Genomic DNA, 14093 nt, shown 5'->3' with positions numbered 1-14093 from the left:
ACACCGACATTCGGAAGAGAGATTTCCCATGAGCGTCCTCGACGGCTACGCCACCACCACCGCCCTCGCGCCGGCCGCCATCCGCGCCCGCGTCCCGATCGGCATGGACCGGGGCCGTCCCGTCCGGGCCGACCTGATCAGCTTCGGAGGACTCGCGGACAGCGGCGAGCACGTCGCCGTCGAGGTCCCGACGGAGACCGGCCGGATCCCGCTGGTCCGCATCCACAGCGAGTGCCTGACGGGCGACGTGTTCGGCTCGAAGCGCTGCGACTGCGGCCCGCAGCTCGACGAGGGCCTGGACGCCGTCGCCGAGAACGGCGGCGCCATCCTCTACCTGCGCCAGGAGGGCCGCGGCATCGGCCTCTACAACAAGCTCGACGCGTACATCCTCCAGGACACGAACGTCGACACCTTCTCCGCCAACCGGATGCTGGGCCGCGGGGACGACGAGCGCCAGTACGCCGTGGCCGCCCAGATGCTGAAGGCGCTCGGCCTGGAGCGGATCCGGCTGCTCACCAACAACCCGGAGAAGGTGCGCCAGCTGCGGGAGTACGGCATCGAGGTCGTCGACGTGGTGCCCACGCGCGTGCACTCCAACCCCGACAACGAGCGCTACCTGTGGGCCAAGGCCTCGCTCGGCGGCCACAACCTCGCCGTCTCCTAGTACGGCGCGGGACGGAACGGCGATGACTGTGCACAGCATGCTCGCGGCGGACGCCGACGTACGGGACGAGAACCTCGGCCGGTGCGCCGATGTACGGGACGAGAACCTCGGCCGGTGCGCCGATGTACGGGACGAGAACCTCGGCCGGTGCGCCGACGTGCTCGACGAGAACCTCGGCCGGCTGCGGGACGCGGGCCCCGAGTACGGGGGAACCCTCACCAACCACGCCCCCATGGTGGCGGAGGCGCTGATCGCCCTGCGGCGGCCCGCGCTCGTCGAGGACTGGATCACCGGCTACCTCCCGCAGCTCGACGAGGCCCCCGGACCGCTGGAGCCGATTCCCGCCACCCGGTGGCACACGGCCCTGGGCGACCTGCGCCGGGTCACCGACTGGCAGGCGTTCTTCGCCGGCGAGATCGCGCGGGACGGCTGGCGCCCCGCCCTGCACCGGTGGTGGCCCCGGCTCCTGCCGGGCGTGGCCGCGGGTGCCACCCACGGGGTGATCCGCACCTCGCACGCCGTCCGCGGTCTGGCCGCGGGCGACACCGAGGAGCGCCGCGCCGAGTTCGCCACCGCCCTCGCCTACTGGGCGGCGCGCTACGCCCCGCTCCCCGGCGGTCCGACCGGCGCCGGGCGACTGCCCCTCGCGCGGGCGATCGAGGGGCTGCCCCTCCATCCGGGAGGCGTGCACCCGGGCCTGATCCGCGACCGCCTCGACACGGTGGCCGGCATCGACGGGTTCCCGGCGGCCGTGTCGGCCCTGCGGTCGCCCGGGGACGCCGGCGCGGCGATGGCGGAGCTCGCCACCACCTTCGCCGGGGTGTTCCTGACCCGGGGCCGCCGCTGGCCGACCGCCTTCGTCCACGCGGTGACCGCGCCCGTCGCGGCCGGATCGGTGCTGCCGCTGCTTCCGCCCGCCGCGCGGCGGGACACGTACGACGCGCTGTGGCGGCTGGCCGCCGGGCTGTACGCCGTACACGCGCCGGACGCCGTGACGGAGCCGCTGCCGCAGGGCGCCCCGCCGGCGGAGGACGACCTGATCGACCGGGCCGTCGCCAACGGCGACGAGCACGCCATCAAGCTCACGGAGGCCTGTCTGCGCGCGTACCGGTCCACCGGTGACGCCGTGCTCCTGCACGCCGCGGAGCACGGCTTGACGCTGCTGCCCGAAGTCTGAGCAGCCCAGGTACGGGAACGAGCGAAGAGGAGAAGCGTGTGAACGACCTTGTACTCCGGTCCGGTCGACTGTGGGGACGGACCGGGACCGAGGACGTCGTCGTCCGCGACGGCCGGATCGCGGGCATCCTCACGCCCGGGGACCGGATTCCCGGCGCCGGCCCCGGGACGACGCCGCCCGCGACCGGCGAGAGCGGAGCCGGGGAGAGCGGAGCCCGGGAGATCGACGCCGGGGACAGGATCGTCCTGCCGGGCCTGATCAACGCCCACTGCCACATCGACAAGACGATCTGGGGCGGCCCCTGGGTCCCCAACACGGCGGGCACCGAACTGCACGGCATGATCGGCAACGGCCGCCGGCGGCGCGCGGAGCTGGGCATTCCCCACGAGGGCCGGATGGCCGGCCTCCTCGCCGACATGGCGGCGGCGGGCACCACGCACGTGCGTACGCACACGGATGTCGACCCGGACATCGGTCTGTCCGGTGTGGAGGCCGTCATGGCGGCGGCGGAGCGGGTCGCCGGCTCCCTCACCGTCGAACAGGTGGCGTTCCCCCAGAGCGGCCTCCTCGTGGAGGGCGACACCGTCGAACTCATGGAGGCCGCCCTGCGGATGGGCGTGCAGACGATCGGCGGCCTCGACCCCGCCGGGGTCGACGGCGACCCGGTGGCCCATCTCGACGTGGTCTTCGGGCTGGCGGAGAAGCACGGGGCGAAGGTCGACATCCACCTCCACGACGGCGGCACCCTCGGCCTGTGGCAGGTGGGTCTCATCGCGGAGCGGACCAAGGCGCTGTCCCTCCAGGGGAGGGTCGCGATCAGCCACGCCTTCGCCATCGGCGAGGAACCCCGGCCGCAGCAGGAGCGCATCGCGGACCTCCTGGCGGGCGCGGGAATGGCGCTCTTCACCTGCGCGGGCTTCAGCGACCCGATTCCCTCGCCCGCCGTCATGCGGGCCGCCGGTGTGCCCATGGGCCTCGGCACCGACGGCATCAGGGACCTGTGGAGCCCGTACGGCTCCGCCGACATGCTCGTACGCGTCGGCCAGCTCGCGGTCCGCAGCGGATTCAAGAGCGAGGAGGAGATCGAGCTCGCCCTGTGGACGGCGACCGAGGGCGCGGCGGCGGCGCTCGGCCTGGAGGAGTACGGGCTCCGCGTGGGCGCTCCGGCCGACTTCACCGTCGTCGACGGGGCCTCGGCGGCCCACGCGGTCGTCGAGCACGCCCCGCGCCGCCACGTCGTCAAGGCGGGCCTCCCCCTCGCCCTCTGACGGCCGGCTGGGGCGCCGCCCTCCCGGCGCCCCGGCCCGCCCCGCGGGGTGCCGCCCTCCCGGCGCCCGGTCCGGCGCCGGGAGGGCCGCCCGACGCGGAAAGCGGCCTTCGCGCCGGACAGGTGTTCCGTACGGGGAACACGCCGTCCGGCACGAAGGCCGCCGGGTCATGCGGACCGCCGGGTCATGCGGACCGCCGGGTCATGCGGACCGCGGGGTCACTCAGGCGGTCCGAAGCCCCCCGTCCGCCGGCCCGGCGGGGAACCCGGTGAACAGTTCGGCCACCGCCCCGGCGAGGGCCAGCGTCTGGGCCCGGTTGAGGCGGGGGTCGCACGTGCTCGTGTAGCGCTCGGTCAGATCCGCCTCGGTGGCGGGTCCCGGGCCGCCCACGCACTCGGTCACGGCGTCCGGGCTGAACTCGAGGTGGAGCCCGCCCGGCCAGGTGCCCAGCTCCCGGTGGACCTCGAAGAAGCCCCGTACCTCGTCGAGCACGTCGTCGTAGCGGCGCGTCTTGAGGCCGTTGGCGGCGGTGTACGTGTTGCCGTGCATCGGATCGCAGACCCACAGGGCCTCGACGCCCTCGGCCCGGGCCTTCTCCACCAGGACCGGCATCAGGTCACGGACCTTGTCGCTGCCCATGCGGGTGATGAAGCTGAGGCGGCCGGGGACGCGGTCGGGGTCGATCCTGGCGGCGAGCGCGAGCACGTCGTCCGGTTCGGCGGTCGGCCCCAGCTTGACGCCGACCGGGTTGGCGACGCCCGCCGCGAACTCCACGTGGGCGCCCTCGTACTGCCTCGTCCGCTCGCCGAGCCACAGGTAGTGGCCCGACAGACCGTAGGTGGCCCCGCTCGCCGCGTCCCGGCGGGCGAGGGCGTCCTCGTACTCCAGGATCAGTGCCTCGTGGCTGGTGAAGACCTCCCGGCCGGACCCCTCGCGCGCCGTCAGGACGGCCTCGCGGGCGTGGTCGTACGCGCGGAGCAGCCGCGCCGGGTCGGGCCGCCGTGAAACGGGCGTCGGCTCGGACCCGTTGACCATGTCGCCCCGGTAGACGGGCAGGGACACGCCGTCCACCAGCTCCGTCGGCCGGGAGCGTGGCTTGGCGAACTGGCCCGCCATGCGGCCGATGACGGTCACCGGGAGGCGCAGGGCAGACTCGATCAGCGCGGCGGTCTCGGCGAGCAGCGCCGTCTTGGCGCGTACGGGGCCGGGCGCCGTGTCCGCGAAGGTCTCGGCGCAGTCGCCGCCCTGGACGAGGAACCCGTGGCCCGCGGCCGCCCCGGCGAGCAGGCCGCGGAGCCGGTCGCACTCCTCGGGCCGGACGAGCGGGGCGCGGTGGGACAGCGCGGTGGCGGCGGCCCGCAGGGCCGTGCGGTCCGGCCAGTCGGGCTGCTGGGCGGCGGGCCGCGGCGGAGCGAGCGTAGGGGGTGTCATGACAGTGGTCTTTCCGTGAAGGGGTCGGGGCGCGACGGCGAGGAGGGGAGCGGCGCTGGTCAGCCCGCCACCCCCGCCTCCTGGCCCGCCGGGGACGCGGCGGCGGCCGCGCGGCGGGGCGCCGTGGCCCAGGTGATCAGGGCGAGCAGCGCGGCGACGGCGAGCAGCAGCAGCCAGTAGCCGGAGCCGTTCCGGGCCGGGCCGAACGAGGAGGCCGCGGCGGCGTTGGCGAGCGTGCCGCCCACCGCCATGCCGAGGCCGACCATGCCGAACGCGGTGGCCCGCTGCGCGGCGGGGACCGCCTGGGCGACCTCGCCGTCGAGCCTCGGGTCGACGATCACCTCGCCGATGGTGAAGAGCACCACGCCGAGCAGCAGGAAGGCGACGGAGCCCTGGCCGAAGAGGCCGAAGCCGACCGCCATCGCGCCGAGGCCGAGGGCGATGACCGCCGCCGAGTTCGTCAGCCGGCCGAGCCGGGCGGAGAGCACGAGCTGCAGGAGCACGACGGCCACGGCGTTCACCGTGTACAGGACGCCGACGAACGCCTTGCCCTGTTCGGCGGCGGTGATCGGCATCGCGTACTCGATCTGCACGTAGCAGAAGCCGAACACGACCGCGGTCGCGACGATCCAGATCATGCGCGGGCAGGTGCGCAGCACCTGGAACATGCCGGGCTTGGCGACCGCCGTGCCCGCCGCGGCCGGCGGCGCCGGGGTGTGCGGGATCCGGTGGCGCAGCTGCCAGAACGGCACGATCAGAACGAGGAACAGGGCGGAGGCGGCCAGGAAGCCGAGGCTCGGCGAGGCCAGCAGCAGGAGCAGTCCGCCGGCCAGCGGGCCGAGGGCGGTGCCCGCGTTGTTCGCGGTGCTGCGCAGGGCGAAGATCGACGTGGTCGCCGCCTGCCCCTCCACCAGGTGGGAGAGCGCCGCCTTGCCGGCCGGGATGTACAGGGCGCTGCCGAGGCCCAGGAGGCCGCAGGCGACGACGGCTCCGATGTCGGTGGCCGCGGTGACGACCAGCACGTACGACAGCGCGCGCATCAGCAGGCCGAGGCACATCGTGGGTACGGTGCCGATCCGGTCGGCGATCGAACCGCCGAAGACCATCAGGCCCTGCTGGGCCCAGAGCTTGGCGGTGAACGCCGCACCGACGGCCCAGGGGGAGACCCCCTGCTCAAGGGTGAGGTAGACCGCCAGGTACGGCAGCACCAGATTGCTGCCGAAGGTGATCGCGAAGTTCCCGAACAGCAGCAGCAGACAGCCGGGGGTCTTACGGACGAGGGCGAAGGTCTCACGCACTACTTGCTCCCCGTCGCTTCGGTGCCGGGTTCGGGCTCGGATTCGATGACGGTCTCCGCCTCGACCCACGTCCTGAGCCGGTCGACGGCCTGCTCGACCTCGGCCCGGGTCGCGCCCACGGCGAGCGCCGAGGCGAAGTTGTCCACACTGGCGTGCGCGGGGCCCAGACGGGTCCCCGCCGCCACCGACACCGTGAAGCTGCTGATGCCGGGGATGCGGCATTCGCCGGGGACGGCGTGGAGGAGGCCGGGGCGGGGTGGGAAGAGGGCGAGTCCGCCGATTCTGGCGGGTTCGGTGGGGATGCGGGGGAGTGGGTGGCCGGTGAGGGCGCGGACGTAGAGCTTGGGGAGGTGGACGCCGAAGCCGAGGCGGATCTGTTCCTCGATGCGGCCGCCGGCCATGCGGCAGGCGATCTCGTTGAAGAGGAGTCCGTCGGGGGTGCCGAAGATTTCGGCGTGGAAGATGGTGGTGGGGGGTGTGGGGAGGGTGTCGAGGGCGGTGGTGGTGAGTGTGCGCAGGTCGTCGAGGCGGGGGTCGTCGGCGTCGAGCATGGCGCTGTGGAGCATCTGGCCTTCGAGCATGCCGAGGCAGGTGGTGGTGCCCTGGGAGGACGGCCATATGAGCTGGATCTCTCCGTCGACGAGGAGGCCGTCGATGTGGAAGAGCTCGTGTTCGACGTAGCTTTCGACGAGGAGCGGGGAGGGGTCGTCTGTGCCGAGGCCGGGGAAGCGGGTGGCGTAGTCCCAGAGTTCGTTCTCGTCGTGGAGGACTTCGACGCCCATGGAGCCGCCGCCGCGGCGTGGCTTGACCACGACGGGGAAGCCGTGTTCACGGGTGAAACGGACCAGCGAGGTGGCGTCCGGCACCGCCGCGTACGGCGCCAGGGGGACGCCCGCAGCCGCGAGCAGGTCCTTCATCACCAGCTTGTCGCGGAAGGCGGCCGCGCTCCGCTCCGTCTGGCCGGGAAGCTCCAGGAGCTCCCGCAGCCGGGCGGCGCGCAGCAGGTCGAACTCGGACAGGGCGATGATCTCGTCGAAGCCGAACTCGGCGTGCAGGCGCAGCGCTTCGCGCTCCACCGCGACGCTGTCGTGGTACTCGGCGAGTGCGACCGTCTCGTCGAAGGAGGCGAGCTGCTCCGCCCGGACGGTGTCGTCGGCGCTCAGCGCGCGGGCGTCCGTGAGGAGGACGAGCCGGTGGCCCTCGCCGATCCACTCGCGGTACGGGCGGATGGCCAGGGCACTGCGGTTCAGGATGAGGTAGTTCACCGCTGCGCCGCCTCGATCTCGATGCGGAAGGTCTCGTACACGCGAGCCACGGCCGCCTCGGCCTCCTCGGCGGAGTCCGCCCGCAGGAAGACGAGGCCGCTCGCGGCGGCGGAGTTGAGGCGCTCGGGCACGGTCTCGCCGACCTCGCGGAGCATCGTCACGCCGACGACCGACGGCAGCGCCAGAAGTTCCTCGGCCCCCGTCATGGCGACGATCCGGCCGGGTGTCAGCGGCAGATAGCAGTGGGCCGTCACACCGTGCTCGGGTACGGGGTCCACCTTCGGTTCCAGGCCCAGGGCGAGGAGCAGGCAGGACTGCCAGACGTCGACACCGGTGTGCAGCGCCAGCGCGTCCGGGATGCCGCCGCCGGCCGGCCGGCAGGCGATCTCCCCGGCGACCAGCCCGTCGGCCGTCCCGAAGAACTCCATGTGCGTGACGCCGTCGACGAGTCCGAGGGCGGCGACCGCGCGGGCGTGCAGCTCCTCCATGCGCTCCCGCACCGGGTCGCCGGCCGGGAGCGTCGCCGAGCCGAACATCGCGCCGTGGTCGAGGACCGGCACCAGGTAGCGGGAGGAGGCGGCGAAGACGACCTCTCCGTCCTTCACCACACCGTCGCAGTGGTACTCGGCGGTCATCTCCACGAACTTCTCGACGACCAGCGGCACCCGCAGCGCCCGGATCGGGCCGGCCTGCGCCGATGCGGCGAACGCCTCGAACTCCTCAGGGCCACGGAGCACGCACACGTCGATGGACCCGCCGCCGATCATGGGCTTGGCCACCACCGGCCAGCCGAGCTCGGCAGCCGCCTCGGCCACCTGGTCGAGGCCCGCGGCGAGCCGGAAGTCCGCCACCGGCAGCCCGGCCCGGCGCATCAGCTGCTTCATCGCGTACTTGCTGGAGAAGGCGTGGGCGACCTCGGCGCCGGTGCCCGGGATGCCGAAGTAGGTGCGGACGTACCCCGTCTGCGCCTGGCCGAGCTCGAACGGGGCGAAGATCCGGTCGATCCGCCGGTCCCGCAGCACCCGCAGGACCGCGAGCCGCAGCGCCTCGGGATCCTGTACGTCGTCGATGAGGCGGACGTCGACCTCGGGGCCGTACCGCTGGGCGTGACCGGGCTCGGTGATGACCGTGAGGTGGCCGATCTCCGGGGCGGTGCGGACACGGTCGGGCAGCAGGTTCTTCTTGACGTGCACGAGAAGGACATTCATCGCTGAGGGCCTTTCATCCGGCCGGGGCCGGGGGTGTGGGGGTTCGTGGTCGTGCGGTTCCGTCGGCTTCCGGGTCATTCCGGGCTGTCGCTCCGCCGCTCCTCGCGCCACAGGCCGAGGGCCCGCTGCGCGGCCTGGTCGGAGTAGCTCATGAGCACCGACTCCTCGTCGGCCTCGTGGCGCACCCAGGACCAGCTCGGCACGACGACGACGTCACCGGCCTCCCAGTCGAGGACCTGGTCGCCGATGCGGGTGCGGCCACGCCCCTCGATCACGAGCAGGACGGTCGCGTCGGTGGAGCGGTAGGCGGCGGAGTGCCAGCCGGAGGGGAGGAGCTGGGCCCAGGCGGACATCGTCGGGAGGACGTCGCCGCCGGTGAGCGGGTTGGTGAAGGCCACCTTGACGCCGTGCCAGGGGTCCGGGGCGTCGGTCTTCGCGAGCCGGGTGAGGACCTCACGGGTCCGGGCGTACGGGTAGGAGGTGATCGGGGAGGCGTTGCCGCCGGGCCGGCTGCCCACGGGGAGCAGGGCGGCGCCGTACCGGGTGAGGGAGTCCCCGTCCGGGCGGGTCACCGCGCGCGCCGCCTCGGGGGAGCGCTCCAGGAAGGAGGCGTCGAAGAAGCCGACCAGCGGGATGTCGAGGGCGTCCAGCCAGATGGTCGGGCCGTCCCCCTCGCTTCCGTGGTCGTGCCAGGTCATCGGGCGGGTCAGCACCAGGTCCCCGCGCTCCATGGCCACCCGCTCGCCGCCGACCACGGAGTACGCCCCGCTGCCCTCGACGATGACGCGCAGCGCGGACTGGCTGTGCCGGTGGCTCGGGGCGATCTCGCCGGGCAGGACCAGCTGCATCCCGGCGTAGAGCGAGGTGGTGACCTTCGAACTGCCGGGCAGGCCCGGGTTCTCCAGTATCAGGACCCGCCGCTCGGCCTCCTCGGCGGTGATGACCTCGCCCGCCGCGAGCAGGGCCGGCCGCACGTCCGCGTAGCGCCAGCGGTGGGCGCGGCAGTCGCTGCGCGGCTGGGGGGTGATCAGGTGGGAGAGACGGGTCCACAGTGCGGCGAGGTGGTGTTCGCCGATGCGGTCGTAGTACGCGTCGAGACTCATCAGGTGTCTCCTGTGGGGAGTGGACGAAGGGGTCCTGCCGGAGCTCAGTGCTCGTACAGCCAGGACATCTCGTGGTGCAGGGCGGCCTCGTCGAGCGCGGTGATCATGGCGTCGCGGGCCTCGGCGGCCTGTCCCTGCGGGTGGTAGAGCTCCTTGCCGAGCCGGCGGGAGACGGTCTGCACCCGTGCCGTACGTTCCCGGCGGTCGGCCACGTAGCGGGCGAACGCCTCGGTGGGGTCGGCGGACGCGCCGCCGACGTGGTCGCTGAGGCAGGCGGCGTCCTCAAGCGCCATGCAGGCGCCCTGGGCCGCGTACTGCAGCATGGGGTGGGCCGCGTCGCCGAGCAGCACCACGCGTCCGTCCTGCCAGTCCCGCAGGGGCGGCCGGTCGCAGAGCACCCAGCGCCGCCAGTCGCCGCCGGCCTCGACGAGCGAGCGTGCGTCGCCGCACACGGCGGCGAACTCCCGGGCCACCTCGGCGTCGCCGACCGGCTCACCGGCCACGGCCTCGGTCGCCCCGCTGTCGCGGGTGATGACCGCGTTGTAGTACGCGCCGCCGACCAGCGGATAGTGCACGAGGTGGCAGCGGGGTCCCGCCCACAGCACCGCGGCCGGCAGCCTCAGCGCCGCCGGCATGCGGTCGGCGGGGATGAGCGAGCGGTAGGTGACGTGACCGGACACCACGGGCGGGCCGTCTCCCGCGAGTTGCCGCCGCACCGCGGAGTGCAGGCCGTCCGCACCGACGAGCGCGGCCCCGTCCAGGTGCTCGCCTCCGGCGAGGAACACCCGGACGCCGGTGTCGTCCTGCTCGTACCGCTCCACGGCGCAGCCCGGCCGCAGGACGACACCGGCCTCCCGGCACGTGTCGAGGAGGGCGCGGTGCAGCTCGCCGCGGTGGACCACCGCGTACGGGGCGCCGAACCGCCGCCGGAAGGTCTCACCCAGCGAGAGGCGGGCCAGCGGGCCCCCTCCGACCGCGTCCATGACGCGGAGCTCCTCGATGAACACCGCGCAGTCGTAGGGAAGTTCGCCGACGCCGAGCCGGGTCAGCGCCCGGAAGGCGTTGGGGCCGAGCTGGATTCCGGCCCCGAGCTCGCGGAACTCCCCGCTGCGTTCGAGGACCACGACCGGCCGGCCCGCGCGGGCCAGACCGAGGGCGGCGGCGAGACCGCCGATGCCGCCGCCCGCGACGATCACGGGAGTCATGAGGACGCCACCCCGATCTCGTGGAGCACCGGCGCCAGCCGGGTCAGCGCGGCGGCCGTGTCCTGCGCGCCGTGCACCATGGCGAGCCGCAGGTGCCCCCTGCCCGGGTGGGAGCCGTCCCAGCCGGCGGGCCCCAGATAGCCGCCGGGCACGCCGCGGACCGCGGCGTCGCGCCACGCCCGCACCGCTGCCTCCTCGTCGTCGCGGACCCGCAGCCACAGGAACATCCCGGCCTCGGGCTTCCGGTAGCCGGGGACGCCCGCCAGGACCTGGTCGGCGGCGGCGAAGGTGTCCCGGTAGCTCTCCCTCACGGCCTTGACGTGTGTCTCGTCGGACAGCAGCCGGGCGGCGGCGGCGAGGTTCGGCAGGGGGGTGGTGCCTCCGATGTAGGAGCGAAGCGCGATGAAGTCGGCGATCAGCGCGCGGTCGCCCGCCACGATCCCGGTGCGCAGGCCTGCCGCGCTGGACCGCTTGGAGAGGGAGTTGACGACGAGGACGTTGCGGAACGGGTCGCCGTCGCCCTCGTGCATGTCCTGGCAGACCCGCAGGGCACCGGTGGGCTCGTCGCCCAGGTAGATCTCGGAGTAGCACTCGTCGACGGCCAGGATGAAGCCGTACGTCCTGGCCAGGGTGATCGCCCGGCGCAGATAGGCGGCGGGGGCGACGGCGCCCTCGGGATTGCTCGGTGTGCAGAGGATCAGCATGGCGGTGCGCGGCCCGCGGTCCTCGTCGATCAGGTCGAGGTCGGGGAGGTAGCCGTTCGCCGCCCCGGCCGGCATGTTGAAGGCCCGCAGTCCGCACAGCGCGGCGGCCGCGCGGTAGGGCGCGTAGTGCGGGGTGGGCATGGCGAGCAGGCGCCGGTCGCCGTCGGTGGCGTCGGCGAGGAGCCCCAGCTGGAAGAGCGCCTCACGGGCGCCGGAGGTGGGGAAGACCGCGTCCGTACCGACGGTGCCCGGTGTCAGGCCGAAACGGGATTCCAGCCAGTCGGCCGCGGTGCGGCGGAACCATTCGGGGCCCTGGTTCGGCGGGTACTTGCCCAGCAGGTCCTGCCGGGCGCCGAGGGCTTCGCCCAGCCACGACGGCGGTGCGAAGCGGGGTTCACCGATGGTGAGGTCGAGCGGGGCGACGCCGGGGACGGGGTCGATCCCGTCGAGGAGGGCGGCGATCCGGGGGAAGGGATGCGTGCCCAGGGCGGGCACGGCGGGGTTCGTGGAGATCACGGGTCGGACGTTCCTTCTGCGGTGGGGGCGGAGAGGGGAGGTGGCCGGGCCGTGTGGCCGGCCGGACGTCAGGACTCCGCCGTCAGAACTCCGGCGCGGGGACGATGCCCTCGATCTCCACCAGCAGGTCGTCGCGGCAGACGTCGACGTTCAGGAACACCACGTGCGTCTGGGGCGGGAACACGTCGGCGCACGCCGCGCGCACCGCCGGCAGGTGCTCCTCGTGCCGCACGTACGCCTTGACCCAGCGCAGCTCCTTCAGGTCGTGACCGCCGTCCAGTCCACCGAGCCGCAGATTGCCCGAGCCGACGAGGTGGGCGATGTTGTCCAGGGTCAGCTCGCACTGGGCGTCGATGTCGCCCGCGTGCAGGGTCTCGTGGCCGGTGATGCTCGCCGTACCGGAGACGTAGACCGCGCCGCGCGTCTCGTCCTCGCCCGCCGGGACGAGCCGGGTCGCCCGTGCGAAGCTCGGCGACTTGGGGCCGTACTGCCGCGGGTACTCGAACGCGGGCACCTGGCGCCGGTTCTCGATGTTCTGGGTCGTCCCCGTACGGGTGGCCAGGAAGAAGAAGGCGATGCCGCGGCCACGCGAACCGATCCCGGTCGCCGCCGGCATGCAGGTGACCCGCTCGGGCTTCGCCTCGAACGCCTCCGCACGTCCGACGCAGAAGTCCCGGTAGATCTCCAGGCCCTCGGAGTTGTCGGAGTTGATCCCGCCGATGAAGTTCCACATCCGGAAGACATGGCGGTAGTCGAGTCGGTCCATCACCTCGAAGGCGGCCTCGTACGCCTCCCGGGTCGGCTCCCGGTACGTCGCGCCCTCGGGGATGACGCCCGCGCAGAACAGGTACTCGCCGTCGTGGGCGTAGACCAGCCCGCGGTGCTCGCCGGTCTCCGCCGGGGCGTCCGTGCTCCAGACCTCGGTGAAGCTGTCGAATCCCGGGGAGGCCATGTGCAGGCCGATCTCCGGGACCCCGTCCCGCACGGTGGGGGCGGCCGTGGCCTCGCCGAAGACGACACGGCCGAGGACGTGCCTCCCCGCGGCGGTCTCGGCCCGTTCGCCCTCGTAGTGGAAATCGCAGTCGATCTTGTTCATTTTCATCATGCTCTTTTCGACACCGGACGGCGGGGGTCTTCCCGCCGGACCGGAAACAGACAGGTTGGTGCACCGGGCCGATGACGCCGGGATGAGGGCGACGCCCTTGTGGGGCGATACGCACGGCGATCGGTCCGGGATGGAACGTGGGTGACATGGGGGTGAGCGAGCGGGGCGCCCGCTCACCCGTCGCAACCGCCCTCCGCGGGCGGGCGTTTCAGAGGCCGAGCGCGTCGTGGGCGCTCAGCGCGTCCGCGACCGCGTCGGGACCGGCCGGCAGCAGCGGCAGCCGGACGGCGGCGGAGGGGATACGGCCCTGGGCGTGCAGCACGCCCTTGATCACCGTGGGGTTGGGCTCGGTGAACAGCGCGGCGGACAGCTTCGCGAGCCGGTGGCCGAGTGCCGCGGCCGTGACCGCGTCTCCCGCGTGCCAGGTCCTGACCAGATCGGCGAACGCGCCGGTGGCCAGGTGCGCCGAGGCCAGGATGCCGCCGTGGGCGCCCATCGCGAGGAGGGGCGAGAAGAAGGCGTCGTCGCCGGCCATCACGGCGAAGCCGTCCGGCAGATCGGCCATCAGCTCGACGGTGGCGGCGGTGATGCCGCCCGCCGCGTACTTGACGCCCGCGATGCCCGGCAGCGCGCCGAGCCGGCGCAGCGCCTGCGCGCTGAGGTCCTGACCTGTGCGGTACGGGATGTGGTAGATCACGATCGGTACGGGGGAGGCGGACGCCAGCTCCGTGAAGTGGGCGACCACCCCCGCCTCGGAGGGGCGCGTGAAGTACGGCACGAGCGCCAGCGCCGAGCCCGCCTCCGGGACCGCCTTGAGGGCGGTGAGCGCCTCCAGACTGGCCGCGGTGTCGTTGCTCCCCGCGCCGATCATCAGGGGCGCACCGCGTTCGCGGCAGACCCGGGCGACCACCTCGACGACGCTCGCCTTCTCGGCGGGGCTCAGGGTCGCCACCTCGGCGGTCGTGCCGAGTGCCACGAGGCCGGCGGCTCCGTCGGTGAGGAGTTCGTGGGCCAGGCTCTCCAGTGACTCCAGAGCGACGTCACCGGCGGGGGTGAACGGTGTGATGAGCGGGATGTGAACTCCGCTCGAAAGCTTGTTTCTTCCCATGTATTCGATCTTGGCCCCGTCCTCCCCCGGGCGTCCATTGG

General features: G+C 73.4%; 12 protein-coding genes. 3 read left to right on the top strand and 9 right to left on the bottom strand.

The window, feature by feature from the left end; all coding sequences use genetic code 11:
• The first annotated feature begins 28 nt into the window (after positions 1–28).
• The 3 genes from ribA to ACFVYX_RS13085 are packed head-to-tail and all read left to right on the top strand — an operon-like array spanning position 29 to position 3109.
• On the top strand, positions 29–664 hold the full coding sequence (gene ribA, locus ACFVYX_RS13095; protein ID WP_389681407.1) for a GTP cyclohydrolase II: 636 nt from the start codon (positions 29–31) through the stop codon (positions 662–664).
• Between the two features lie 22 nt (positions 665–686).
• The gene (locus ACFVYX_RS13090; protein WP_389681406.1) at positions 687–1841 is read left to right on the top strand and encodes a hypothetical protein; all 1155 of its coding nucleotides are present in this window, start codon (positions 687–689) and stop codon (positions 1839–1841) included.
• 38 nt (positions 1842–1879) lie between these two features.
• On the top strand, positions 1880–3109 hold the full coding sequence (locus ACFVYX_RS13085) for an amidohydrolase (RefSeq protein WP_389681405.1): 1230 nt from the start codon (positions 1880–1882) through the stop codon (positions 3107–3109).
• A gap of 222 nt (positions 3110–3331) precedes the next feature.
• On the opposite strand, the gene ACFVYX_RS13080 is transcribed toward ACFVYX_RS13085, so the two are convergent.
• The 9 genes from ACFVYX_RS13080 to dapA all read right to left on the bottom strand — a co-directional run bounded on the left by ACFVYX_RS13080 (position 3332) and on the right by dapA (position 14052).
• Positions 3332–4540 carry a 3-deoxy-7-phosphoheptulonate synthase gene (locus ACFVYX_RS13080; RefSeq protein ID WP_389681404.1) on the bottom strand — a complete coding sequence of 403 codons (1209 nt, stop codon included), beginning with the start codon at positions 4538–4540 and terminating at the stop codon, positions 3332–3334.
• A 59-nt stretch (positions 4541–4599) separates the two neighbouring features.
• A complete protein-coding gene (locus tag ACFVYX_RS13075; RefSeq protein ID WP_389681403.1) occupies positions 4600–5838 on the bottom strand; it encodes an MFS transporter in 1239 nt (412 codons plus the stop codon).
• Complete coding sequence (locus ACFVYX_RS13070) at positions 5838–7103, bottom strand: ATP-grasp domain-containing protein (RefSeq protein ID WP_389681402.1); 1266 nt, start codon at positions 7101–7103, stop codon at positions 5838–5840. Before ACFVYX_RS13070 ends, ACFVYX_RS13075 begins: the two co-directional genes overlap by 1 nt.
• Complete coding sequence (locus ACFVYX_RS13065) at positions 7100–8311, bottom strand: ATP-grasp domain-containing protein (protein WP_389681401.1); 1212 nt, start codon at positions 8309–8311, stop codon at positions 7100–7102. Before ACFVYX_RS13065 ends, ACFVYX_RS13070 begins: the two co-directional genes overlap by 4 nt.
• Positions 8312–8385: 74 nt before the next feature.
• The gene (gene gtdA, locus ACFVYX_RS13060; protein ID WP_389681400.1) at positions 8386–9414 is read right to left on the bottom strand and encodes a gentisate 1,2-dioxygenase; all 1029 of its coding nucleotides are present in this window, start codon (positions 9412–9414) and stop codon (positions 8386–8388) included.
• A gap of 44 nt (positions 9415–9458) precedes the next feature.
• Positions 9459–10619 carry a 3-hydroxybenzoate 6-monooxygenase gene (locus tag ACFVYX_RS13055; RefSeq protein ID WP_389681399.1) on the bottom strand — a complete coding sequence of 387 codons (1161 nt, stop codon included), beginning with the start codon at positions 10617–10619 and terminating at the stop codon, positions 9459–9461.
• Entirely contained in the window at positions 10616–11839 is a 1224-nt protein-coding gene (locus ACFVYX_RS13050; RefSeq protein ID WP_389681398.1) for an aminotransferase class I/II-fold pyridoxal phosphate-dependent enzyme, read from the bottom strand. The genes ACFVYX_RS13055 and ACFVYX_RS13050 overlap by 4 nt, the downstream gene beginning before the upstream one ends.
• A gap of 82 nt (positions 11840–11921) precedes the next feature.
• Positions 11922–12935: an FkbO/Hyg5 family chorismatase gene (locus ACFVYX_RS13045; protein ID WP_389681397.1), complete on the bottom strand. Its 1014-nt coding sequence runs from the start codon at positions 12933–12935 to the stop codon at positions 11922–11924.
• 217 nt (positions 12936–13152) lie between these two features.
• Positions 13153–14052, bottom strand: coding sequence for a 4-hydroxy-tetrahydrodipicolinate synthase (gene dapA, locus ACFVYX_RS13040; protein ID WP_389681396.1), 900 nt, complete (start codon positions 14050–14052; stop codon positions 13153–13155).
• Positions 14053–14093: the final 41 nt, after the last annotated feature.

The organism is Streptomyces sp. NPDC058326 (genome assembly GCF_042879855.1).
In the GTDB taxonomy this organism is placed as follows: Bacteria; Actinomycetota; Actinomycetes; order Streptomycetales; family Streptomycetaceae; genus Streptomyces.
Note: the sequence above shows the minus strand (reverse complement) of the source record. Positions and strands in the feature narration are given on the sequence as shown.